Origin of the sequence: Pseudomonas sp. ACM7 (genome assembly GCF_004136015.1) — a bacterium.
GTDB classification, from domain to species: domain Bacteria; phylum Pseudomonadota; class Gammaproteobacteria; order Pseudomonadales; family Pseudomonadaceae; genus Aquipseudomonas; species Aquipseudomonas frigoris.
Genome location: NZ_CP024866.1, coordinates 6,068,707 through 6,089,671, shown reverse-complemented (window position 1 = coordinate 6,089,671; position 20,965 = coordinate 6,068,707). Strand labels below are relative to the sequence as shown.

26 protein-coding genes and 2 pseudogenes are annotated in these 20,965 nt (G+C 58.4%); 9 read left to right on the top strand and 19 right to left on the bottom strand.

Going from position 1 to position 20,965, the window contains the following annotated elements; all coding sequences use genetic code 11:
• The 10 genes and pseudogenes from CUN63_RS28895 to CUN63_RS28845 all read right to left on the bottom strand — a co-directional run.
• Positions 1 to 229 (bottom strand): transposase (locus CUN63_RS28895; RefSeq protein WP_165353294.1); only part of this gene is annotated, 229 nt, incomplete at its 3' end.
• Between the two features lie 107 nt (positions 230 to 336).
• Positions 337 to 525, bottom strand: a pseudogene (locus tag CUN63_RS28890) (NmrA family transcriptional regulator); the annotation flags it as partial.
• A gap of 76 nt (positions 526 to 601) precedes the next feature.
• Entirely contained in the window at positions 602 to 886 is a 285-nt protein-coding gene (locus tag CUN63_RS28880; RefSeq protein WP_046047412.1) for a hypothetical protein, read from the bottom strand.
• Positions 887 to 1,196: 310 nt separating this feature from the next.
• The gene (locus CUN63_RS28875) at positions 1,197 to 1,427 is read right to left on the bottom strand and encodes a hypothetical protein (RefSeq protein ID WP_010460746.1); all 231 of its coding nucleotides are present in this window, start codon (positions 1,425 to 1,427) and stop codon (positions 1,197 to 1,199) included.
• A gap of 125 nt (positions 1,428 to 1,552) precedes the next feature.
• Positions 1,553 to 1,774, bottom strand: a complete 222-nt coding sequence (locus CUN63_RS28870; protein ID WP_129444546.1) for a hypothetical protein — start codon at positions 1,772 to 1,774, stop codon at positions 1,553 to 1,555.
• An 85-nt stretch (positions 1,775 to 1,859) separates the two neighbouring features.
• On the bottom strand, positions 1,860 to 2,885 hold the full coding sequence (locus CUN63_RS28865) for a DNA topoisomerase IB (RefSeq protein WP_129444544.1): 1,026 nt from the start codon (positions 2,883 to 2,885) through the stop codon (positions 1,860 to 1,862).
• 75 nt (positions 2,886 to 2,960) lie between these two features.
• Positions 2,961 to 4,040, bottom strand: a complete 1,080-nt coding sequence (gene modC / locus CUN63_RS28860) for a molybdenum ABC transporter ATP-binding protein (RefSeq protein WP_129444542.1) — start codon at positions 4,038 to 4,040, stop codon at positions 2,961 to 2,963.
• Between the two features lie 3 nt (positions 4,041 to 4,043).
• Positions 4,044 to 4,724, bottom strand: coding sequence for a molybdate ABC transporter permease subunit (modB, locus tag CUN63_RS28855; protein WP_074876958.1), 681 nt, complete (start codon positions 4,722 to 4,724; stop codon positions 4,044 to 4,046).
• Complete coding sequence (modA, locus tag CUN63_RS28850) at positions 4,725 to 5,492, bottom strand: molybdate ABC transporter substrate-binding protein (RefSeq protein WP_129444540.1); 768 nt, start codon at positions 5,490 to 5,492, stop codon at positions 4,725 to 4,727.
• Positions 5,493 to 5,769: 277 nt separating this feature from the next.
• Positions 5,770 to 6,834 carry a nitronate monooxygenase family protein gene (locus tag CUN63_RS28845; RefSeq protein WP_129444538.1) on the bottom strand — a complete coding sequence of 355 codons (1,065 nt, stop codon included), beginning with the start codon at positions 6,832 to 6,834 and terminating at the stop codon, positions 5,770 to 5,772.
• A 189-nt stretch (positions 6,835 to 7,023) separates the two neighbouring features.
• Between CUN63_RS28845 and CUN63_RS28840 the strand changes: the two genes are divergently transcribed.
• On the top strand, positions 7,024 to 8,007 hold the full coding sequence (locus tag CUN63_RS28840; protein ID WP_129444536.1) for an MDR family oxidoreductase: 984 nt from the start codon (positions 7,024 to 7,026) through the stop codon (positions 8,005 to 8,007).
• Between the two features lie 52 nt (positions 8,008 to 8,059).
• Complete coding sequence (locus CUN63_RS28835) at positions 8,060 to 8,548, top strand: GyrI-like domain-containing protein (RefSeq protein WP_129444534.1); 489 nt, start codon at positions 8,060 to 8,062, stop codon at positions 8,546 to 8,548.
• On the opposite strand, the gene ada is transcribed toward CUN63_RS28835, so the two are convergent.
• The 6 genes and pseudogenes from ada to CUN63_RS28810 all read right to left on the bottom strand — a co-directional run bounded on the left by ada (position 8,512) and on the right by CUN63_RS28810 (position 12,185).
• Positions 8,512 to 9,585, bottom strand: a complete 1,074-nt coding sequence (ada, locus tag CUN63_RS28830) for a bifunctional DNA-binding transcriptional regulator/O6-methylguanine-DNA methyltransferase Ada (RefSeq protein WP_129445182.1) — start codon at positions 9,583 to 9,585, stop codon at positions 8,512 to 8,514. The genes CUN63_RS28835 and ada overlap by 37 nt on opposite strands.
• 87 nt (positions 9,586 to 9,672) lie before the next feature.
• Positions 9,673 to 10,353: a DNA oxidative demethylase AlkB gene (gene alkB, locus CUN63_RS28825; protein WP_129444532.1), complete on the bottom strand. Its 681-nt coding sequence runs from the start codon at positions 10,351 to 10,353 to the stop codon at positions 9,673 to 9,675.
• Positions 10,343 to 11,047, bottom strand: coding sequence for a 2OG-Fe(II) oxygenase (locus tag CUN63_RS28820; RefSeq protein ID WP_129444530.1), 705 nt, complete (start codon positions 11,045 to 11,047; stop codon positions 10,343 to 10,345). Before CUN63_RS28820 ends, alkB begins: the two co-directional genes overlap by 11 nt.
• A pseudogene (locus CUN63_RS32835) lies at positions 11,044 to 11,334 on the bottom strand (methylated-DNA--[protein]-cysteine S-methyltransferase); the annotation flags it as partial. The gene CUN63_RS28820 and the pseudogene CUN63_RS32835, both read right to left, overlap by 4 nt.
• Before the next feature lie 342 nt (positions 11,335 to 11,676).
• On the bottom strand, positions 11,677 to 11,853 hold the full coding sequence (locus CUN63_RS31810; protein ID WP_165353214.1) for a hypothetical protein: 177 nt from the start codon (positions 11,851 to 11,853) through the stop codon (positions 11,677 to 11,679).
• A 29-nt stretch (positions 11,854 to 11,882) separates the two neighbouring features.
• The gene (locus CUN63_RS28810; protein WP_129444526.1) at positions 11,883 to 12,185 is read right to left on the bottom strand and encodes a DUF1883 domain-containing protein; all 303 of its coding nucleotides are present in this window, start codon (positions 12,183 to 12,185) and stop codon (positions 11,883 to 11,885) included.
• A gap of 212 nt (positions 12,186 to 12,397) precedes the next feature.
• Here CUN63_RS28810 and CUN63_RS28805 point away from each other — a divergent pair, with 212 nt between their 5' ends.
• The gene (locus CUN63_RS28805; RefSeq protein WP_129444524.1) at positions 12,398 to 12,754 is read left to right on the top strand and encodes a hypothetical protein; all 357 of its coding nucleotides are present in this window, start codon (positions 12,398 to 12,400) and stop codon (positions 12,752 to 12,754) included.
• 72 nt (positions 12,755 to 12,826) lie between these two features.
• Positions 12,827 to 13,057: a hypothetical protein gene (locus CUN63_RS28800; protein ID WP_129444522.1), complete on the top strand. Its 231-nt coding sequence runs from the start codon at positions 12,827 to 12,829 to the stop codon at positions 13,055 to 13,057.
• An 11-nt stretch (positions 13,058 to 13,068) separates the two neighbouring features.
• On the opposite strand, the gene CUN63_RS28795 is transcribed toward CUN63_RS28800, so the two are convergent.
• Together CUN63_RS28795 and CUN63_RS28790 are read right to left on the bottom strand one after the other, a co-directional pair.
• Positions 13,069 to 13,350: a hypothetical protein gene (locus CUN63_RS28795; protein ID WP_056740098.1), complete on the bottom strand. Its 282-nt coding sequence runs from the start codon at positions 13,348 to 13,350 to the stop codon at positions 13,069 to 13,071.
• Between the two features lie 138 nt (positions 13,351 to 13,488).
• On the bottom strand, positions 13,489 to 13,677 hold the full coding sequence (locus CUN63_RS28790; protein ID WP_129444520.1) for a hypothetical protein: 189 nt from the start codon (positions 13,675 to 13,677) through the stop codon (positions 13,489 to 13,491).
• Between the two features lie 266 nt (positions 13,678 to 13,943).
• On the opposite strand from CUN63_RS28790, the gene galU reads away from it, so the two are divergent.
• Both galU and gorA read left to right on the top strand, forming a co-directional pair.
• The gene (gene galU / locus CUN63_RS28785; RefSeq protein ID WP_129444518.1) at positions 13,944 to 14,783 is read left to right on the top strand and encodes a UTP--glucose-1-phosphate uridylyltransferase GalU; all 840 of its coding nucleotides are present in this window, start codon (positions 13,944 to 13,946) and stop codon (positions 14,781 to 14,783) included.
• A gap of 130 nt (positions 14,784 to 14,913) precedes the next feature.
• Positions 14,914 to 16,272: a glutathione-disulfide reductase gene (gene gorA, locus CUN63_RS28780; RefSeq protein WP_129444516.1), complete on the top strand. Its 1,359-nt coding sequence runs from the start codon at positions 14,914 to 14,916 to the stop codon at positions 16,270 to 16,272.
• Here the strand turns inward: gorA and CUN63_RS28775 are convergent.
• Entirely contained in the window at positions 16,269 to 17,288 is a 1,020-nt protein-coding gene (locus CUN63_RS28775; protein WP_129444514.1) for a DNA-binding protein, read from the bottom strand. The two genes, gorA and CUN63_RS28775, sit on opposite strands and share 4 nt — an antisense overlap.
• A gap of 178 nt (positions 17,289 to 17,466) precedes the next feature.
• On the opposite strand from CUN63_RS28775, the gene CUN63_RS28770 reads away from it, so the two are divergent.
• The 3 genes from CUN63_RS28770 (at position 17,467) to ahpF (ending at position 20,818) form a co-directional block, all read left to right on the top strand.
• Entirely contained in the window at positions 17,467 to 18,411 is a 945-nt protein-coding gene (locus CUN63_RS28770; RefSeq protein ID WP_129444512.1) for a site-specific integrase, read from the top strand.
• A 145-nt stretch (positions 18,412 to 18,556) separates the two neighbouring features.
• The gene (gene ahpC, locus CUN63_RS28765) at positions 18,557 to 19,120 is read left to right on the top strand and encodes an alkyl hydroperoxide reductase subunit C (RefSeq protein ID WP_129444510.1); all 564 of its coding nucleotides are present in this window, start codon (positions 18,557 to 18,559) and stop codon (positions 19,118 to 19,120) included.
• A 135-nt stretch (positions 19,121 to 19,255) separates the two neighbouring features.
• A complete protein-coding gene (ahpF, locus tag CUN63_RS28760) occupies positions 19,256 to 20,818 on the top strand; it encodes an alkyl hydroperoxide reductase subunit F (protein ID WP_129444508.1) in 1,563 nt (520 codons plus the stop codon).
• Positions 20,819 to 20,965 lie beyond the last annotated feature (147 nt).

Sequence of the window (20,965 nt, the reverse complement as noted above, 5' to 3'; positions counted from 1 at the left end):
CCATTGCCGGATCGCTGTAGCCGAACCAATTCTGCATTAGATGAACCCGCAACATAGCCATCAACGGATACGCCGGACGGCCACCTTCGCCCTTCGGATAGTGTGGCTCGATCAAGGCAATCAGGCCCTTCCAAGGCACCACCTGATCCATCTCGATCAGGAAGCGCTCGCGGCGGGTCTGCTTACGTTTTCCGGCATATTCGGCATCGGCGAAGGACATCTGTTTCATCGGGGTTCAACCGCTCAGTTTGTGCGAGGTGCGTATTTCACCAAATCTGGATGTCTTTTTCAGAGTTTCCTTAAGTATCATCCAACTAACGCACACCCGTTATCTCACTGTACGCCATCGGCAACCGGTGTATTGCGGCCATCAAGCACGATGGTGAAGAGATACAGCACCAGGTCGATCAGTTGTGCGGGAAGTTCTTCCTGTGCCAACGCCTGACGATAAGCCTCCGACGGTACTGCGGCGAAACGGATTTCGCGTTTTGTCGCACGGGCGATTTCATCAGCGGCTTCGGAAAAAGCGCATGTCGTTGCTGGAAATCATGGCGCCAGCGGCCGGATCGAGTGAATTCGATTCAGCCGCCGATGCTGTCAGCTAAACGAAAGGCTGACCGGTGAAACCACGAGGCAATCGTTGCAGTCCTTCCATGGCGGTGAGCCGTTCGACCCAAGCCGCGCGCCAGTCATTGGCTGTATGCGTAACTTTGGCTTTGCGTGCGGCGCGGCGTGCAGCGTTGCGTTGGTCTTTGCGCGCATCCTTGAACGCGTCGGTGTTGCGGCAGCTTCTGCATTTCACCCGGGTCAGTTCACTGGTTGAAACGAGCTTGCTGCCTTTATGGCCGCAGGCCAGATGCCCGCCGACTTTAAAGTGAGTAACCATCAGACGTCTCCTTCGTTGCGTGTAATGGTTTGACCTCCAGCGTACGGCGACGTTCGTTGCCTGATTAATGGGCAAAAAAAAGGCCCGCATGCGGGCGGGCCAGGGGGATTCTTCAAAGGAGTCGGGTCCACTGTAGGGCGTGAGTTGTGAATACAGTGTGAAACAGACTGCGCAGCCAAAAAAAAGCCCAGCGCCAGGCTGGTTTGGGGATGTAGCAGGAAGCGCTCAGGCAAGGACGCACCCGGTGACGATAAGGTCGCCGTTCATGCGTCCTGAATCAGGCCGTGTCCTTGAGGATGCCCAGATCGAATCATCTGAACCGCGGCAGGGGCGGGTCGACAGGTTTGAGCGAAGACAGCGTATTGCGAATCAGTGGCGCGTCCTTCTCGATGTCGTTCAGACGATCACGAATTCTAAGGGCCGTCGGGTGCCCGCCTTGATGATCGACCCAGTCGGCGATTTCCTTGCACGCCGCTGCCAGGCGAGCCTGACGGGAGTCGAGCAGGGTGAGCAAAGTGGTGATGGACTCTTTTTCGGACATGGCAAACACCTCCGTTCAAGAAACCTGTATTTGGCAGCAAAAAGCCCGCGGGGAGCGAGCTTTCTGCCGATGGGGTCGCTATTCCTTCAGCTTTTTCAGTATAGACCCCTAAATGGCAGGTGACCTCAGCCTTGTCGGGCCGTCACTTGCGACCTGGCATTAAGCTGCCAGCATTCACGCAGGGCGTCTTCTTCACGATCGAAACCGTCACCGATGAAGCCGCGGGTTCGAGTATCGGCGATGCGATACCAGACGGCGGCGTCGGGTGGTGGATGATCGGGTTCTCCGGCCCGGCGACCATGGATGATGATCTTGTTGCATCGCTTCACAACGAAAATGTCTTCCATGGCTCACCGCAGCTAATTCAGGTTCACATCAACTATAGAAGCCATTGGCGATCATGCAAAAAAATAGACAGGTCAGTTCGTCGCCTCAGCCATTGCCCCGCATCTCCAAAAACACCGCCAGCCCGACTTCCTCTGCCCTGAGCCCTTTGCGCGCTCGTGGTCTGGGCAGCTCAGCCAACGCACCCAAAAGAAAACCATCGAGCACCGCCGGGTGGATGTAGCACTTGCGGCAGACTGCCGGGGTGTTGCCCAGTTGTTTGGCAACGTTCTTGACCATCTCCACCACATGCCGCTTGGCATCCGACTCGGGCTCCCACTGCAGTTCGCGCAAAACCGCCAACGCCAATGCGCTGCCGGCCCAGGTTCGGTAGTCCTTGGCTGTGAAGTCGGCGCCGGTGAGGGTTTGCAGGTAGGCGTTGACATCGGAGGAACTGACGGTGTGTCGTTCACCGTTTTCATCCAGGTACTGAAACAGGTTCTGCCCGGGAATTTCCAGGCAGCGTTTGATAATCCGCGCCAGGCGTCGGTCTTTCACGGTGATCTGGTGCTCGACACCGCTCTTGCCACGGAACTGGAACAGGATCGCGTTGCCGTTGACCTCGACGTGACGGTTGCGCAGGGTGGTCAGGCCGTAGGATCGGTTGTCCCGAGCATACTGGGTGTTGCCGACCCGGATCAGCGTCGCGTCGAGCAAGGTGATGACCGTGGCCATGACCTTGTCGCGACTGAAGCCGGGAGCTGCCAGCAGTGCTTCAAGCTGTTTGCGCAGTTTCGGCAGCGCCAACCCGAAGTCCCGTAAGCGTGAGTATTTGTCGGCATCACGCACTTCTCGCCAGCGTGGGTGATAACGGTATTGCTTGCGACCTCGGGCGTCACGGCCGGTGGCTTGCAGATGGCCGCGCGGGTCGGCACAGATCCATACATCGGTGTAGGCCGGGGGCACGGCGAGGGCATTGATGCGTTTGATCTCGTCTTGATCGGTGATGAGCTGACCCGCAAGGTCGTAATAGCAGAACTTGCCGCGCAGTTTCTTGCGGGCGATGCCGGGCTGGGTGTCATCGACGTAATGCAGGTCTGATGGCAGCGCATCGGGCAGCGCGATATCGGGCATGGCGGTAGTCCTTGGCGACGGATCAGGGGCCGTTACAGCCATTGACCGCACGCCGTTGCAGTCGTGCCAGCGGATTTATGCCAGAACCGCTACTGCCTTGATCTGTGCCCAGAGTTGCTGGCCGGGGTGCACGCCCAATTGGTCTCGGGAGTAGCGGGTGATCCGCGCCAGCAGCGGTGTGCCGCCAGCGTCCAGACGGATCAGCACGTGGGCGGCGTTGTCCGCGCCCATTTCACTGATCACGGTGACCGGCAGGCGATTGAGGATGCTGCTTTGCTCGACACTTTGCAGGCTCAGGCTGACATCCCGTGCCTGAACCTTGCAGCGCAGCGCCTGACCCAGGGTCATCGGTGAGTGAGCCACCCGAATATTCAGGGTCGTGTCGGGCAGTTGCAGGGTTAGCAACTGGTAGTCGGCGTCATGGGCACTGACGTGCCCCTCGATCACCACGCCAGCGTCGTCGCCCAGCGCCAGGGGCAGGTCGAGACGGGCCAGCGTTTCGCCAATAGCCCCGCTGGCCAGCGCTTTGCCTTCACTCAGCAAGACGATGTGGTCGGCCAACCGCGCGACTTCATCCTGTGAGTGGCTGACGTACAGCACCGGGATGTCCAGCTCATCATGCAGTCGTTGCAGGTAAGGCAGGATTTCGTTTTTGCGTTGGCTGTCCAATGCCGCCAGCGGCTCGTCCATCAACAACAGTTTCGGGCTGGTGAGCAGGGCGCGCGCGATGCCGACCCGCTGCCGTTCACCACCGGAAAGGTGCTGCGGATGGCGATCCAGCAAATGGCCGATCCCGAGCAGTTCGGTCGCGTGTGCCATGTCGACCCGTCGCTGTGGGCGAGGAATGCGCTTGAGGCCGAACTCCAGATTGGCCAGCACCGACAGATGGGGAAACAGGCTGGCTTCCTGGAAGACGTAACCCAATGCCCGTTTATGTGGCGGTACGAAAATCTTCTTGTCGCTGTCCTGCCAGACTTCATCGTTGACCTGGATGAAACCCTGCTCGGCCTTCTCCAGGCCGGCGATGCAACGCAGACAGGTGGTCTTGCCCGAACCGGAATGACCGTAAAGGGCAGTGACGCCGCGGCCGGGTAATTGCAGATCAACTTCCAGGGCGAACCCTGAATACCTCAGTTTCAGACGCGTATGGATCATCGATCAGCTCCAGCCCGCTTTGGTTTTACGGCTGGAGTAAAGCGCCAGCAACACAATAAAGGAGAACACCAGCATCGCTCCGGCCAGCCAATGGGCCTGGGCGTATTCCATGGCTTCGACGTGATCGTAGATCTGCACCGAGACCACGCGGGTCTTGTCGGGAATGTTGCCGCCGATCATCAGCACCACGCCGAACTCACCGACGGTGTGGGCGAAACCGAGAATGGCAGCGGTGATGAAACCGGGGCGGGCCAGCGGCAGGATCACGCTGAAAAATGTGTCCCAGGGATTGGCGCGTAAGGTCGCGGCCACTTCCAATGGGCGAGTGCCAATGGCGGAAAAAGCATTTTGCAGCGGTTGGACCACGAACGGCATCGAGTAGAGCACCGAGCCGATCACTAACCCTGCAAAACTGAAAGTGAGGGTGCCGAGCCCCAGTGATTGGGTGAAGTGGCCGACAAACCCGTTAGGGCCGAGCGCCAGCAACAGGTAAAAGCCAATCACCGTCGGCGGCAGCACCAGGGGCAGGGCGACGATCGCCCCGACCGGGCCGCGCAACCACGAGCGGGTGCGCGACAGCCATAACGCAATCGGAGTGCCGATGACCAGCAGGATAACCGTCGTCAGCGACGCCAGTTTCAGGGTCAGCCAGATGGCGGAAAAGTCGGCACTCGATAGCGTCATTTAGAGTTGGTAACCGTAGGATTTGATGACTGCGGCGGCTTTCGGACCTTTGAGGTAGTCAACCAGCGCCTTGGCAGCCGGGTTGTCCTTGCCTTTGTTGAGGATCACCGCGTCTTGTTTGATCGGGTCGTGCATGTCGGCTGGAACGATCCAGGCCGAGCCGCCGGTGACTTTGCCGTCTTTGTAGATCTGCGACAAGGCCACAAAACCCAGTTCGGCATTGCCGGTGGAGACGAATTGGTATGCCTGGGTGATGTTCTGGCCTTCAACGATCTTGGTTTTGACCTTGTCGGTCAGGCCCAGCTTGGCCAGCACCTGAGTAGCGGCCAGACCGTAAGGCGCCGCTTTCGGGTTGGCAATGGACAGATGCTGATACTGGTTGTCGCTCAACACTTTGCCCTTGGCATCGACGTAACCTTCCTTGGCCGACCACAACGCCAGGGTGCCGATGGCGTAGGTGAAGCGCGAGCCCTTGACCGTGTCGCCTTCGGTTTCGAGTTTTTGCGGGGTGGTGTCGTCCGCCGAGAGAAACACTTCGAACGGTGCGCCGTTCTTGATCTGGGTATAGAACTGGCCGGTGGCACCATAGGAGGTGACCAGTTTATGCCCGGTATCTTTTTCGAAATCAGCGGCGATCGCCTGAATCGGTGCAGTGAAGTTGGCGGCGACGGCGACCTGGACTTCGTCCGCCTGGGCGGACCCGAAAGCGAACACTGCAAGCAGGGTTGCCAGGCAGGTGGGGGCAAAACGTGAGGCACGAATGGTCATGAAACGGCTCCGTTATAGGCAAGTGCAACGAGGGGGTGAAACGCTATATAGCGGAATATATAGCGAAATGCCTACAAACGGAATGTGTCGGATGCGCGTTATTGAGGCCACGCATAACCCTGTAGCAGCTGCCGAAGGCTGCGTTCGACTGCGAAGCGGTCGTGAAACCAGATACCGCGGTCTTTCAGGTTAATCGTGGCAGCTGAATTTACGACTGCTTCGCCCGAGCGCGGACCGGGCCGAACGCAGCCTTCGGCAGCTGCTACAGGTGAGTGCATTACCGACCCAACAACTTGGCCAATCCTTCCTCAGCCAGGCGCCGGGTCAGTTCAGCCGTGGTCATTTCAACGCCCAGCGTGAATGCCTGACCCGCCCAGAGATTGCTGAAATCCGCTTCCCCCTTGGCCCGCAACGGCATCAGCGCACCACCCGCCAGCGGGAAGGCCGGGGCTTTTGCGCTCATCGGCCCAAGTTCGCGCATCACCCGATTGAGAATTCCGCGCGCCGGGCGTCCGGTGAAAATGTTAGTGACGGCAGTTTCACTTTCCTTGGCCGTGCGCAACGCCTTGTGATGAGACGCGCTGACCTTGGCCTCTGGCGTGAACAAGTACGCCGTGCCCACTTGCACCGCCGAAGCCCCTAACAGGAAAGCCGCCGCGACGCCTCGTGCATCGGCAATCCCGCCGGCAGCAATCACCGGCACTTTCACGGCATCGACGATCTGCGGCACCAGCGCAAAGAGGCCCACCTGGCTGCTCAGATCATCACTGAGAAACATGCCCCGATGGCCACCGGCTTCGTACCCCATGGCGATGATTGCGTCACAACCCTGCTGCTCCAGCCAGATCGCCTCTTCGACGGTGGTGGCCGAGGAAAGTACTTTCGCTCCAGTGGCTTTCACGCGATCCAGCAGGGACTTTTCCGGCAGTCCGAAGTGATAACTCACGACTTCGGGGCGAAACTCTTCGATCACTTCGCAGGCTGCGCTATCGAACGGCGCTCGATTGGACACTGGCGTCGGCGCGTCGAAGTCCACGCCAAGTTCCCGGTAGTAGGGTTCCAGCAGATTCTTCCAGTCTCGAGCGCGTTGCTCATCGGCGGCGGGAGTCTGATGGCAGAAGTAGTTGACGTTAATCGGACGCTGAGTGTGTTGACGAATCGTTTTCAGCTCCTCGCGCAACTGATCGATGCTCAACATGGCTGCCGGCATTGAGCCCAGTCCGCCGGCATTACTGGCTGCGATAACCATGGCCGAATGGGTCGCGCCGGCCATGGGCGCCTGGATGATCGGCAGCTCAATGCCAAGCAGGTCAAGAATGCGGGTGTCTGGCCATTTGCTCATTTGAAGGGTTCTCCGACGTCATAACAGGGCAGGGACGGTAGGACCGTTTTTGTATCAGCAATGACTGACATAAGGCCAGTCGAGTTTTCAGTTCGTGTGCCACTCTTGGCTTAAAGTCGAGTACGGTGAAATGTTGCTGTGTGTTATTTCAACTGCACGACAACTGAGTGATTCCATCTGGAGGCAGCAATGTTCCAAGGCATTTTGATCGACAAAGACGACAGCGGTTACCGGGCCACACTGCAAGAGATCAATGACGATCAACTGCCCGAGGGCGATGTGACAGTGCGTGTTGCGTACAGCACGCTGAACTTCAAGGATGGTCTGGCGATCACCGGCAGCAGCCCGGTGGTGCGAAAGTTCCCGATGGTGCCGGGGATCGATCTGGCAGGTACTGTCGAAGTCAGCGGGCATCCGGACTACAAGGTCGGCGATCAAGTCGTACTCAACGGCTGGGGTGTTGGCGAAGGGCATTGGGGCGGACTCGCGCAGAAGGCTCGCTTGAACGGCGACTGGCTGATTCCGCTGCCCAAGGCGTTCACCGCGGCGCAAGCGATGGCTATCGGCACGGCCGGTTACACGGCGATGCTGAGCATCCTGGCGCTGGAACATAATGGCGTGACGCCCGAGCAGGGAGACGTGTTGGTCACCGGCGCCAATGGCGGTGTAGGCAGTTTCGCCATCGCACTGCTGAGCAAGCTCGGCTATCGGGTGGTCGCGTCTACCGGCCGCACCTCCGAGCACGATTACCTCAAGCAATTAGGCGCCAGCGAAATCATCGACCGCGCCACGCTGTCCGAGCCGGGCAAACCCTTGGCCAAGGAGCGTTGGGCGGCGGTCATCGACTCGGTCGGCAGCCACACATTGGCCAACGCCTGTGCCAGCACCAAGGCCGACGGCACTGTCGCCGCGTGTGGCCTGGCGCAAGGCATGGACTTCCCGGCTTCAGTCGCCCCGTTCATTTTGCGCGGCGTGACCCTGGCCGGGATCAACAGCGTGACTCAGCCCAAAGCCAAGCGGATACTGGCCTGGAATCGTCTGGCCAAGGATCTCGACTTCACCTTGTTGCCGCTGATCAGCCACGAAATCGGCTTGAGCGAAGTGATCGAGGCTGCACCGCGATTACTCGCCGGCCAATTGCGTGGTCGGGTGGTGGTCGACGTCAATCGTTGACTGTCTCACCGCCAATCAAACAGACAAACGACAGAGACAAGGACTATCGACCATGGATGTAAAACAGCGTGAAGTGCGGCCCTTTAGCGTCTCGGGCCTGCAAGTGCGCACCTGCAATGCCGCAGAGCAGCAACCAGACACGGCGCGCATCGGCCCGATGTGGGAACAATTTTTCGTTGAGGGAATCTTCGACAAGATCGCCCACAAGCAGCCGGATTCCTTTGTGTACGGCGTCTATTCCAACTATGAGTCCGACGCTTCGGGCCACTTCGATGTGACCGCGGGGGTGGCGGTCACCGCGCCCTCCGAGGACTTTCCGCAGGTTCAGGTGGAGGGAGGCGAATACCTGGTGTTCAGCGCCAAAGGGGCGATGCCAGACAGCGTCATTCAGGCGTGGGGCCTGATCTGGGCCTACTTTAAGGACAACCCGCAGGTTTGCCGCACGTTCGCCACAGACTTCGAGGTTTATACCAGCCTGGATTCAGTGTCGGTCTATATCGGCATTCAGGACTCAGACGGGTTTTCGCGCTCAAGCAACTGACGCTTGCGCTCCACACCCCAGCGATAGCCTGAAAGGTTGCCGTCGCTGCGCACCACGCGGTGGCACGGAATCGCCACCGCCAGGTTGTTCGCGCCGCAGGCTTGAGCCACGGCGCGCATCGCTTTTGGCGCGCCGATTCGCTGAGCGATATCGGCGTAGCTGGCGGTGCGACCGACGGGAATCTCCCGCAGGGCTTGCCAGACCCGTTCTTGAAAAGCGGTGCCACGAACATCCAGCGGCAAGTCCAGGCCCAGGGCCGGCGCTTCAATAAAACCTACAACCTTGGCGATCAGTTGCTCGAACGTGTGATCGGCGCCAATCAGATTCGCACGCCGAAACTTGTCCTGCAGATCGCAGACCAGTTGGTGCGGGTCATCGCCTAGCAAGATCGCGCAAACACCCCGTTCACTCTGCGCCACCAGAATCGCCCCCAGGGAACACTGGCCGACGGCAAAACGAATGTCGTTGTTCTGACCGGCCGCGCGGTAATCACCGGGTTTCATGCCCAATAGCTGATCGGCTGCTTCATAGAAACGACTGTTGGAGTTGAAACCGGCGTCATACAGCGCGTCGGTCACCGAGTCTCCGTCCGCGAGACGCTCACGAACCCTGCGTGAACGATGGGCCGCGGCGTAGCCCTTGGGCGTCAGACCGGTCACCGCTTTGAACACCCGATGGAAGTGAAAGCTACTCAGGCCCGCAGCAGAAGCCAGCTCGCTCAGAACAGGCAGATTCTCCGCGGTTTCGATCTGGCGGCAAGCGGCGGCCACCGTCGCGGCATGTTGTGCGGCGACGTCGCTTTGATCTTTCGCGGCGCGTTTACTGGGGCGATAACCCGCCGCCTGGGCCTGTTCGGCAGTGTCGAAGAACTCGACATTCTGCGGTTTCGGCAAACGCGCCAGGCTGCTGGGACGGCAGTAAATGCCGGTGGTTTTCACCGCATACACAAACTGTCCGTCTGCCCGGGGATCACGCGCGACGACGGCGGCCCAGCGAGGGTCGTTCTCGGTGGTGATCGTTGTCGAATGGCTTGTCATGGCTTCATGTCCGTTGATCCGTTTCATGCAGATTAACCAGCCGACGGGGTCGCTGCACCCCGGGTCTTGCGGTCGAATTCGAAGGCTTCATCCGGCGGTACGAAAGGTGAAGTTGATCCGTTGTTCGCCCAGTCGCGGGTGTTGGCCGTCCTTGATCGGCAAGACGCCGTGATACCGCAAGCGATCCACGCCACCCCAGACCACGATGTCGCCATGCAACAGCGGCACTCGTTGGCTTTTATCGCTGCGTTCGAAACCGCCGAACAGGAACATTGCCGGCAATCCCAGGGACACTGAAACAATGGGCGCGGCGTAGGAAACTTCGTCTTTGTCCTGGTGCAACGACATCTTGGCTCCGGGAACATAACGGTTGATCAGGCAGGAATCAGGCATGAAGTCCGCAAACCCCGCTTCCCGCGCCGCCGCTTGTGCCAACTCGAGAAACACCTCGGGCATTTTTGGCCAGGGTTCTCCGGTCAGCGGATCATGGCGGGTATAGCGATAGCCGCTGCGGTCGGTGGTCCAGCCCAGCGCCCCGCAACTGCTCAAGGCGACCGACATGGTAAAGCCCCCGGGCGTGATCATCTGCCGAAACGGTGCCGCCGCCAGAACTGCGTCCAGTGCGGGCAGCAACTGATCCAGCCAGGGCAGGGCAAAGCCTCTGAGGACGCAGGACTGTTCGCCGATCCGATCGAGCCTGGTTTGCTGCTCGGGTTCCGCGTCGGCAAACAAGTCGAAGGTGATTGGGTTCATGGGGTCATAACGCATCGTGAAAGATGATTCCAAGGGTATGCCGTTTTCCGCTGTGCAGGCGACTCACGCCGTGGCGCAGGGTGACTCGGTAATAGCCACGAACGCCTTTGACTGGTCGTTGGTTGACGGCAAAGATCAGCCCGTCGCCTTTCTTCAGGCCAATGACCTGGGGTCGCGATTGCATTCGAGGGCGCTGTTCCGTCAGTACGAACTCGCCACCGGTGAAATCGTCGTCGGGCTCTGACAGCAGAATCGCCACTTGCAGTGGGAAGACGTGTTCGCCGTACAGATCCTGATGCAAGCAGTTGTAGTCCTGCGGTCCATATTGCAGCAACAACGGCGTCGGGCGTTCCTGACCGGCGGCATGGCAGCGTTCGAGGAACGCTTCATGGGTTTCAGGGAAACGCGTCGGCAGGTCCATGAGCTCGTACCAGCGATTGGCTATCGGCACCAGGCGAGGGTAGAGCGCACTGCGCAAACGGGCGACGACATCCGGCAACGGGTATTTGAAGTATTTGTACTCGCCACGGCCAAAGCCGTGACGAGCCATGATCACTTGCGAGCGAAACGGTTCGGCACTGGCATACAGAGCGCTGATTTCATCGCACGTCTCGTGGCTAAACAGCGACCGGATGATCGCGCAGCCATCCTGATCGAGTTGCTGCTCGAGCATGACCCAGTCCAGTCCATCGAGAGAGTGCTCGCTCATCGCTGCGCCTCACGATCCAGCAGTTGCCGTTTGCGCTCCAGCCCCCAACGGTAGCCGCCGAGGCTGCCATCCTGACGCAGCACTCGATGGCACGGCACGATAACCGCCAGCGGGTTTGCTCCGCAGGCATTGGCCACCGCCCGAAAAGCCGTGGGTTGACCCAGTTGTCGCGCGATATCCAGATAGCTGGCGGTTTCACCCACCGGTATTTGCCGCAGGGCATCCCAGACTCGTCGTTGAAATACGCTGCCTGTCAGATCCAGCGGCAAATCAAGGGTGCTACGCGGGTCTTCGAGGTGGCGCAAGGTTTGCTCCAGCGCAGGCATCAAGCTTTCATCACGCTGCGGTGCTTGTTGGCCGGGGAGGCGTTGCGAAAGATCGCGTTCCAGCGTGGCCTGGTCATCGCCGAGCAGCAGCGCACACAACCCCTCGGCGCTGAATGCGAGCAGCAAGACGCCAAGGCTGGAAGTGCCGCTGATGAAGCGAATCGAGGTAGTAGACATGTTCTGACTCCTTAACCAAAGGTTGAGGTGGCCAGTCTAGGGAGCGGGGACTTCGTTAACACTCCGGCGCTTGCGGTTGAATTCCAGAGGCGGGAGCAGACGTCCATGTTGTCGCTCCGGGTCCCTTTACAGCGCTTTGCTGACGCATATTTCGCTGATGACGTCTTCGCTCGAACCATGAAGAGCATCCAGCGCGGCCTTGGCTTCTTCTTCCGTGCCGTTTTCAAGCTGGGCAAATTCGAAGCGACGCTCACCATTGAGTTTGTATTTGATGACGTACTTGGTCGTTTGGGCCACGGTCATACCTGCTTGTCTTCGTGTTTGGGTGTCACTCAGCTCAGTTTCGTGCTGGAGCGGCGGATGATCTTGATGGTGTGAGTCAGGGTCGGTTTGTGAGTTACGCTGATCGGCCGGCGGTTGACCGTGTCGATGGTGATGTTCCAGAAACCGGTACTCGGTGCAGTAATCCGGGCCGGGAAGGTGTCGAATGCACCGCCATGGTAAGTGTGGCGGCCGCCATTCTTGAAGCTGCGGAAATTGGCGTCGTTCATCAAGCGGATATTGCATGTTTGGGAGCATTGAATGACGACGATGTCGTCTTCGTTGAGGTGCTCGCGCTGGTGGATAAATTTCATGAGGCGCCTCCAGAAGGGCTTTTTCTACAAAATCAAAACGATAGCATGGGCGATTGGCGCAGTTTATCAGCCCGAACGGGTTATTATCCGGTCGTCGGGGTCCGCTTTGACAATTAAAAACAGTTATACGGAATTCTATGAGCGATAAACGCAGCAAGCCTCGGAGAAAAACAGCATTTGTACTGTCGGAGTGTCTTTATCGGAGGTGTTGTATGAAGTGGGGTGTGCTGGTCCTGCCTATGGCGATAGCGATGAGTGGCTGTGCGAGTGTCTCGGAGATCAATGAGACGCTACCCACCATGAACGTGATTTCAGGCAAGAAGCCTCATGAGTACGCTCAATGCCTGACCGAGAAACTGGCCAGCAGCCGGGGAGCCCTGCAAGTCGAACCGCATAAGGACGGTATGCGAGTCATCGTGCCGCAGAAGTTCTCCTCGGGCCCGGCCGCCGTATTTGATATCGAAGACCGCTCCGGCGGCAGCAGCATCAAGTTGCATGAGCGCATCTCCAACGTGCCGTTGCGCCCCATGGATGTACGTAATGCCGCTACCGCGTGCATTTCCGGCTGATAGACTGTCGCCCGTCAGCACCGATGCCGCCAAAGCAACGCTTTGGCGGCATTGTCATTTCTGGAGTCGAGCATGAAGCGAGAGCAGGTACGGGAGCGCCATGCAGAGGGTCACATCTCTGCCACCCACGTGATTCAGAATCCGGCGAGTTCGGGAGAATGGATCGTGTTTTTCAAAAAAAGCGCCGGGCGCAGTTATTTTCTGGTGGATGAAAACGATGAAGTCGAATCCTTCAGTAGCCTCGACGATTTGATCGAGACGGTGCGCGGTCTCGGGATCAAGTTCGCCGAAATTCACATGTAGGGCAGGGCGCCTTACTTGCAGACCACCACGACGCTGCGGTTCTTGTAGTTGCCGACGTCGACACCCAGCGTCTTGTCGCTTTCCTTGGTCGAAGGTGTTCCGTCGGTACCGACGATCCGATAGCCGGTGCCGGCGCAAGAGGCATCGGCTTTTTCGTAGCAGGTCGCCCAGGAATTGGCTTCCCCGGAGCAGTCGATCGCCAGGCCTTGCTCGCCGTTGTTCAGGTAGGTCGTTTCGGAAGTGGCGCAGCCGCTCAGGGCCAGTGCCGCGATCAGTGGCAAAAATTTATTCATGTCGTTGTCGTCGTCAGGATGAAGGGGCTGAGCCTGTGACAGCGCTGGCATCAAAAGGTTATAGCGAATGGCCACTTGGTTGCAGGCAATCACAAAAAAGCCCTGCGCGAGCAGGGCTTGGGTCCAGTCGGGTGCTTCTCAGGACTTGTCCTTGCCGCGACGCTTCGGGGCTGGGTGTTCGAGCTCCAATACGGATGCCACTTCGATCGCCAACGCCTCAGTCGGGAAAGGCCCGGCAATATTCTCGCCGCTGGCACTGTCTACCCACCACTGGCCGTCTTTCGCCTGATTGATCAGGAACCCGTTGACACTTTTTGCTTCCGACATCTATCTGCCTCGTTGGCTGGTTCAATCGCGCAATGATAGCGCCAAATGCACTCAACCGGTGCTGATGGTGTAGGGTTATGCGATTCGCGGCCGTGCAGATCTGATGGTCTGTGCTATCTATAAAGGCTGCGGAGCTATCTCGGGAACTATCCGCGAGAATATTTCTCTATGATGGCATCGGTTAGCCAGTGCGGGGCATTGTAAGGTGCACGCCGCCTGATTAGACTGCGCCGAAACTCGTACACACAGCCCTATCAAGGACTTTTATGATCAAGAAATGCTTGTTCCCAGCAGCCGGTTACGGTACTCGCTTCCTGCCAGCGACTAAAGCCATGCCCAAAGAAATGCTGCCGGTGGTAAACAAGCCACTGATCCAGTACGGCGTCGAAGAAGCACTGGACGCTGGGTTGACCGAAATTTCCATCGTTACCGGTCGCGGCAAACGGGCTCTGGAAGACCACTTCGACATCAGCTACGAGCTGGAAAACCAGATCAAGGGCACCGACAAGGAAAAATACCTGGTCGGCATCCGTAAACTGTTGGACGAGTGCTCGTTCTCCTACACTCGCCAGACCGAAATGAAAGGCCTGGGCCACGCCATTCTGACTGGCCGCCCGCTGATCGGCGACGAACCGTTCGCGGTAGTGCTGGCGGACGACTTGTGCGTCAACCTCGAAGGCGACGGCGTCCTGACCCAAATGGTCAAGCTGTACGAGCAGTATCGCTGCACCATCGTAGCGATCCAGGAAGTGGATCCGCAGGAAACCAACAAGTACGGCGTGATCTCCGGCGAGCTGATCGCTGATGATTTGTACCGCGTTCGCAACATGGTCGAAAAACCAGCCCCGGAAGACGCACCGTCCAACCTGGCGATCATCGGTCGTTACATCCTGACGCCGGATATTTTCGAGCTGATCAAACAAACCGAGCCAGGCAAAGGCGGCGAGATTCAAATCACCGACGCCCTGATGAAGCAGGCGAAAAACGGTTGCGTGATTGCCTACAAGTTCAAGGGCAAGCGTTTTGACTGCGGTGGCGCTGAAGGCTACATCGAAGCCACCAACTTCTGCTTCGAGAACTTCTACAAGACTGGCAAGGCTTACTAATAGCCTCTGACCCACTTGTATTGAAAAGCCACCTTCGGGTGGCTTTTTCATTTTCCGTCCCCATATCGATTGCAGCGCTTGCCCAGCGGACGTCTGCGGGTATGCTTGTGGACTGCCGAGGAGATTGAAAATGGCCTACGATTTTGACCTTTATGTGATTGGCGCCGGTTCCGGCGGTGTGCGGGCTGCGCGTTTTGCTGCCGGTTTTGGCGCGAAAGTGGCGGTGGCCGAGAGCCGCTACCTGGGTGGCACTTGTGTGAATGTCGGCTGTGTGCCGAAGAAGCTGCTGGTCTACGGCGCACACTTCGCCGAAGACTTCGAGCAGTCGCAAGGTTTTGGCTGGACGCCGGGCGAAGCGAAGTTCGATTGGGCAACGCTGATCGCCAACAAGGATCGCGAGATTAATCGCCTGAACGGTATCTATCGCAACCTGCTGGTTAATAGTGGCGTGACCTTGCATGAAGGCCACGCCAAAATCGTTGATCCGCATCAGGTCGAGATCAATGGCGAGCGTTACACCGCCAAAAACATCCTGATTGCTACCGGTGGATGGCCACAGATTCCGGAAATTCCGGGGCATGAGCATGCAATCAGTTCCAATCAGGCGTTCTTCCTCAAAGAGCTGCCCAAGCGCGTTCTGGTGGTAGGCGGTGGTTACATCGCCGTCGAATTCGCCGGGATCTTCCACGGTCTGGGTGCCGAGACCACGTTGCTGTATCGCGGTGAGCTGTTCCTGCGCGGCTTCGACGGTGCGGTGCGCAAACACTTGCAGGAAGAACTGACCAGGCGCGGCATGGACCTGCAATTCAACGCCGACATCGAGCGTATCGACAAGCAGGCCGATGGCAGCCTGAAGGTGACCCTCAAGGACGGCCGTGAGCTTGAAGCGGATTGTGTGTTCTACGCCACCGGTCGACGTCCGATGCTCGACAATCTTGGGCTGGAAAACACCGGCGTCAAACTCGACAAGAAAGGTTTCGTCGAGGTCGACGAGCAGTATCAGACTGCTGAGCCGTCGATCCTGGCGCTTGGCGATGTGATCGGTCGGGTTCAGCTGACGCCGGTGGCGTTGGCGGAAGGCATGGCCGTGGCGCGACGTTTGTTCAAGCCTGAGCAGTATCGCCCGGTCGATTACAAGATGATCCCGACCGCGGTATTCAGCTTGCCGAACATCGGCACGGTCGGTTTCACCGAGGAAGAGGCCCGGGAGGCCGGTCACGATGTGGTGATCTTCGAAAGCCGCTTCCGGCCCATGAAGCTGGCCCTGACCGAATGCCAGGAGCGCACCCTGATGAAACTGGTGGTGGACGCCAAGACCGACAAGGTTCTGGGCTGCCACATGGTCGGTCCGGAGGCTGGGGAAATTGTGCAGGGCTTGGCGATCGCCTTGAAAGCGGGTGCCACCAAGCGCGATTTCGATGAGACCATCGGCGTGCACCCGACTGCCGCCGAAGAGTTCGTCACCATGCGTACGCCGGTCGCAGGTTAATCGTCCTTTTGGGGCTCTGAGGCGTCTGGCGCTGTCGCAATGACGGCCGCCAGGCGCACGCTCTCATCGAGGCTCGCCTGAGTCTTGAGCAACTCAATTTCCAGCGCTTTGTTTATCTGCGACTGCTCATCGACGCTCTGTTTCAACGACTGGCTTTCCAGCAGGGCAGCGCGCAAGCGTTCCTGGAGGAGGGTGCGTTCGCTGTCGATACGGTTCACCTGTTCCAGTAGCTGATCCTGTCGAGCGTTGGTTTGCTTGAGTTGATCCTGCAGTAGGCTCAACTCTCTCAGGGTGCCACGGTTCTCCGTCAGCAAACGCTCGTTGTCGCGGTGCAGTTGCGTGATCTCATCCTGGCGCACCGATGCGCTTTGCTGGGCCTGGCGCAACTCCATCTGAATCTGCTGCACCTGGCTTTCGTGGCGACGTTGCTCCTGCTCGCGCTGTTCTTTGACGGCGTTGCGATAATGTTCCAGGGCATCGCGAGCGTGCAGGTGCTTTTCTTCCAATGAGCGGATCTGCTCATCCTTGTCTTGCAAGCGTAATTCGAAATCGGCCAGCGCCTGGTTCAGTCCGGCGTTGCGGGTTTGTTCGGTCTGCAGCATGGCGCGGGTTTCTTGCAGGGCCTCGGACTCTTGAGTCAGTGCCAGGCATTGAATCTCGTACTGCTGCTGCAATTGCGTGTTGGCTTGTCGGGCTTCATGCAACTGCGTATCCAGCTGTTTTTTTTGCTGATCGAACTGCTCGCGGGCCTGATCGATGGGCTCCTGAGCCTGTTCCTTGAGTCTTTGTGCTAGTCGTGAGACCAGTCCCGCCAGCTCATCATCGATGGGTTCCGCCGGTACTTCGGCGCGCTCGGCGCCGTCATCCAGCTCCTTCAAATAGCGATGAATCGTAGTTTTCGAGCCCGTGTTGCCCATTTCGATCCGTACCGCATCGATGCTTGGGTTTTCGCCGCGAGCCAAAATTGCCAAGCGTGCTGCCTGGACCACTGCTTTATTTACACCGCCACGAGCCATGAGTTCTCCTACGATTTCGTACTGTGGTACGTGCCACTAAAGTACACAATGTACCACGCAAACGGAAAACTTTAAATACGATAGGTATTCATGCGGGATATACTGGTATTACCCCGTGTGATAAGTCCTGTGGCGTGTTTTCACCCGCCAAAGCGGTACGTTTTAGAGAGTTGAGCCGATGACTGAGCTGGATCGTTACCTGCAAGCCGCCACCCGCGACAACACCCGTCGCAGTTACCGGGCGGCTATCGAGCATTTCGAAGTCAGTTGGGGCGGCTTCCTGCCAGCGACCAGCGACAGCGTCGCGCGCTACCTCGTTGCTCACGCGGGCGTGCTGTCGATCAATACCTTGAAGTTGCGTTTGTCAGCACTGGCGCAATGGCACAACAGTCAGGGATTTCCCGACCCCACCAAGGCGCCGGTGGTGCGCAAGGTCTTCAAGGGCATTCGCGCGCTACACCCGGCTCAAGAAAAACAGGCCGAGCCATTACAGCTTCAGCATCTGGAGCAAGTGGTTGCCTGGTTGGAGCAAGAAGCGCAAACCGCAAAATCTGAGCACGATCAACCTGCCCTTTTGCGGGCCAGGCGCGACAGGGCGCTGATTCTGTTGGGCTTCTGGCGCGGCTTTCGTAGCGATGAGTTGTGCCGGTTACAGATCGAGCACGTGCAAGCGGCTGCCGGCTCAGGCATCACGCTCTATTTGCCGCGAACCAAGAGTGACCGCGAAAACCTCGGCAAGACTTACCAGACGCCAGCGTTGCAGCGCCTGTGCCCGGTGCAGGCGTACATCGACTGGATCACCGAAGCCGCGCTGGTCCGTGGACCGGTATTCCGGGGCATCGACCGTTGGGGCCACCTGAGCGAGGAGGGGTTGCACGCCAACAGCGTGATCCCGTTACTGCGCCAGGCGCTTGAACGTGCCGGCATCCCGGCCGAGCACTACACCAGTCACTCCTTGCGGCGCGGCTTTGCCACTTGGGCTCATCAGAGCGGGTGGGACTTGAAGTCGTTGATGAGTTACGTGGGCTGGAAGGATTTGAAGTCCGCCATGCGCTATGTTGAAGCCAGCCCGTTTCTCGGGATGACACCGCTCGCGGAAAAAACCATTGGCGCTGCTAAGTAAGTTTTCTTCTATTAATACGTTCGGCTAATAGCGAAAACCAATGAGCAGCATGAGCTTTGCCAATGAGCCATCCGGCAATCGCGTCGGTAGGATTCACGCCATCAACTTCTCAACCCAACTTTTCAACCCTGACGGAGAGTCATCGATGCCTATCATCAACAGCCAAGTTAAACCGTTCAAAGCTGACGCCTTTAAAAATGGCGACTTCGTAAAAGTGTCGGACGCTGACCTGAAAGGCAAGTGGTCTGTCGTGTTCTTCTACCCAGCTGACTTCACCTTCGTTTGCCCGACCGAACTGGAAGACCTGGCTGACAACTACGACGCGTTCCAGAAGCTGGGCGTCGAGATCTACAGCGTTTCCACCGATACCCACTTTGCTCATGCTGCCTGGCACAACACTTCGCCAGCCATCAGCAAAATCCAGTACACCATGATCGGCGACCCGACTCACGCCATCTCCCGCAACTTCGACGTGCTGATCGAAGAAGCAGGTCTGGCTGACCGTGGCACCTTCGTGATCAACCCTGAAGGCCAGATCAAAATCGTCGAACTGAACGACGGCGGTGTGGGTCGTGACGCTTCCGAGCTGCTGCGCAAAATCAAGGCTGCTCAGTACGTCGCTGCTCACCCAGGCCAGGTTTGCCCAGCCAAGTGGAAAGAAGGCGAGGCCACTCTGGCTCCGTCCCTGGACCTGGTCGGCAAGATCTAAGTCTGTGGATCGCATCATCAGGGCGGGTTTCCGCACCTAAGTAAGCTGCAACCGCCCTCAAAAACGCCCGGGCGAGATTCGCTCGGGCGTTTTTTTTCGAATTCACTCCCTATTAAAAGCATGGAAATCGCCCGTATGTTGGACGCCAATCTTAAAGCCCAGTTGAAGTCATACCTGGAACGGGTCACCCAGCCGATCGAGATCATTGCTTCCCTCGACGACGGTGCGAAATCCCAGGAAATGCTCGCTCTTCTGAAAAACGTTGCCAGTCTTTCTACCCAAATTACCTTGCTCGACAACGGTGACGATGCACGTAAACCATCGTTCTCGATCAACCGCCCGGGTGCCGATATCAGCCTGCGTTTCGCCGGCATCCCGATGGGCCACGAATTCACATCCCTGGTGCTGGCCCTGCTGCAAGTCGGCGGTCACCCTTCGAAGGCCAGCGTTGAAGTGATCGAACAGATCCGTTCGCTCAAAGGCGAGTTCAGCTTCGAGACTTACTTCTCGCTGTCCTGCCAGAACTGCCCGGACGTGGTCCAGGCATTGAACCTGATGGCCGTGCTTAACCCGAACATCCACCACGTTGCCATTGACGGCGCGCTGTTCCAGGCCGAAGTCAATGACCGTCAGATCATGGCCGTGCCAAGCATTTACCTGAACGGCGTGAACTTCGGTCAGGGTCGTATGGGCCTTGAAGAAATCCTTGCCAAGATCGACACCAGCGGGATCGAGCGTCAAGCCGAGAAGATCAGCGCCAAAGAAGCCTTTGACGTACTGGTCGTCGGCGGTGGCCCGGCCGGTGCTTCGGCCGCGATATACGCTGCCCGTAAAGGCATTCGTACCGGTGTGGCGGCTGAACGTTTTGGTGGGCAGGTGCTCGACACCATGGCCATCGAGAACTTCATCTCCGTGCAGGAAACCGAAGGGCCGAAACTGGCTGTAGCACTGGAAGAACACGTCAAGCAGTACGACGTCGACATCATGAACCTGCAACGCGCCGACAAGTTAGTGCCGGGCAAGAACGGCAAGTTGCACGAAGTCCACTTCGCCAGCGGCGCGACCCTGCAAGCCAAGACCGTGATCCTGGCGACCGGTGCGCGGTGGCGTGAAATGAACGTCCCGGGTGAGCAGCAATACCGCAACAAAGGCGTGGCGTACTGCCCGCACTGCGACGGTCCGCTGTTCAAAGGCAAGCGCGTAGCGGTGATTGGCGGCGGTAACTCCGGCGTCGAAGCGGCCATCGACCTGGCGGGTATCGTGTCCCATGTAACACTGCTGGAGTTCGACGTGCAGCTGCGCGCCGATGCGGTCTTGCAGCGCAAGTTGCACAGCCTGCCGAACGTCACCGTGATCACCAGTGCGCAAACCACTGAAGTGTTGGGCGACGGTCAGAAGGTCAACGGCCTGCGCTACAAGGATCGTCAGTCGGATGAATTGCTTACCGTCGAGCTGGAAGGGATCTTCGTGCAGATCGGCTTGCTGCCAAACACCGATTGGCTCAAAGGCACCATCGAGTTGTCGCCTCGCGGTGAGATCATCGTCGATGCTCGCGGTGAGACTTCAATGCCGGGCGTGTTCGCTGCCGGTGACGTGACCACCGTGCCGTACAAGCAGATCGTGATTGCGGTGGGCGAGGGCGCCAAGGCTTCCTTGAGCGCATTCGATCACTTGATCCGGACCTCGGCCCCGGCATAAAACCCGACGCTGAAAACACAAAAAACCCATGAGTGATCATGGGTTTTTTTGTGTCGTGCACATTCCAAATGTGGAAGCGGGCTTGCTCGCGAATGCGGACCATCAGCCGATATCGCTGCTGAATGACACACCGCATTCGCGAGCAAG

Excerpts from the sequence above, each read along its gene's own strand:
- CUN63_RS28880 (WP_046047412.1), bottom strand. The coding sequence starts at position 886 with ATGGTTACTCACTTTAAAGTCGGCGGGCATCTGGCCTGCGGCCATAAA.
- CUN63_RS28875 (WP_010460746.1), bottom strand. The coding sequence starts at position 1,427 with ATGTCCGAAAAAGAGTCCATCACCACTTTGCTCACCCTGCTCGACTCC.
- CUN63_RS28870 (WP_129444546.1), bottom strand. The coding sequence starts at position 1,774 with ATGGAAGACATTTTCGTTGTGAAGCGATGCAACAAGATCATCATCCAT.
- CUN63_RS28865 (WP_129444544.1), bottom strand. The coding sequence starts at position 2,885 with ATGCCCGATATCGCGCTGCCCGATGCGCTGCCATCAGACCTGCATTAC.
- modC (WP_129444542.1), bottom strand. The coding sequence starts at position 4,040 with ATGATCCATACGCGTCTGAAACTGAGGTATTCAGGGTTCGCCCTGGAA.
- modB (WP_074876958.1), bottom strand. The coding sequence starts at position 4,724 with ATGACGCTATCGAGTGCCGACTTTTCCGCCATCTGGCTGACCCTGAAA.
- modA (WP_129444540.1), bottom strand. The coding sequence starts at position 5,492 with ATGACCATTCGTGCCTCACGTTTTGCCCCCACCTGCCTGGCAACCCTG.
- CUN63_RS28845 (WP_129444538.1), bottom strand. The coding sequence starts at position 6,834 with ATGAGCAAATGGCCAGACACCCGCATTCTTGACCTGCTTGGCATTGAG.
- CUN63_RS28840 (WP_129444536.1), top strand. The coding sequence starts at position 7,024 with ATGTTCCAAGGCATTTTGATCGACAAAGACGACAGCGGTTACCGGGCC.
- CUN63_RS28835 (WP_129444534.1), top strand. The coding sequence starts at position 8,060 with ATGGATGTAAAACAGCGTGAAGTGCGGCCCTTTAGCGTCTCGGGCCTG.
- ada (WP_129445182.1), bottom strand. The coding sequence starts at position 9,585 with ATGACAAGCCATTCGACAACGATCACCACCGAGAACGACCCTCGCTGG.
- alkB (WP_129444532.1), bottom strand. The coding sequence starts at position 10,353 with ATGCGTTATGACCCCATGAACCCAATCACCTTCGACTTGTTTGCCGAC.
- CUN63_RS28820 (WP_129444530.1), bottom strand. The coding sequence starts at position 11,047 with ATGAGCGAGCACTCTCTCGATGGACTGGACTGGGTCATGCTCGAGCAG.
- CUN63_RS31810 (WP_165353214.1), bottom strand. The coding sequence starts at position 11,853 with ATGACCGTGGCCCAAACGACCAAGTACGTCATCAAATACAAACTCAAT.
- CUN63_RS28810 (WP_129444526.1), bottom strand. The coding sequence starts at position 12,185 with ATGAAATTTATCCACCAGCGCGAGCACCTCAACGAAGACGACATCGTC.
- CUN63_RS28805 (WP_129444524.1), top strand. The coding sequence starts at position 12,398 with ATGAAGTGGGGTGTGCTGGTCCTGCCTATGGCGATAGCGATGAGTGGC.
- CUN63_RS28800 (WP_129444522.1), top strand. The coding sequence starts at position 12,827 with ATGAAGCGAGAGCAGGTACGGGAGCGCCATGCAGAGGGTCACATCTCT.
- CUN63_RS28795 (WP_056740098.1), bottom strand. The coding sequence starts at position 13,350 with ATGAATAAATTTTTGCCACTGATCGCGGCACTGGCCCTGAGCGGCTGC.
- CUN63_RS28790 (WP_129444520.1), bottom strand. The coding sequence starts at position 13,677 with ATGTCGGAAGCAAAAAGTGTCAACGGGTTCCTGATCAATCAGGCGAAA.
- galU (WP_129444518.1), top strand. The coding sequence starts at position 13,944 with ATGATCAAGAAATGCTTGTTCCCAGCAGCCGGTTACGGTACTCGCTTC.
- gorA (WP_129444516.1), top strand. The coding sequence starts at position 14,914 with ATGGCCTACGATTTTGACCTTTATGTGATTGGCGCCGGTTCCGGCGGT.
- CUN63_RS28775 (WP_129444514.1), bottom strand. The coding sequence starts at position 17,288 with ATGGCTCGTGGCGGTGTAAATAAAGCAGTGGTCCAGGCAGCACGCTTG.
- CUN63_RS28770 (WP_129444512.1), top strand. The coding sequence starts at position 17,467 with ATGACTGAGCTGGATCGTTACCTGCAAGCCGCCACCCGCGACAACACC.
- ahpC (WP_129444510.1), top strand. The coding sequence starts at position 18,557 with ATGCCTATCATCAACAGCCAAGTTAAACCGTTCAAAGCTGACGCCTTT.
- ahpF (WP_129444508.1), top strand. The coding sequence starts at position 19,256 with ATGTTGGACGCCAATCTTAAAGCCCAGTTGAAGTCATACCTGGAACGG.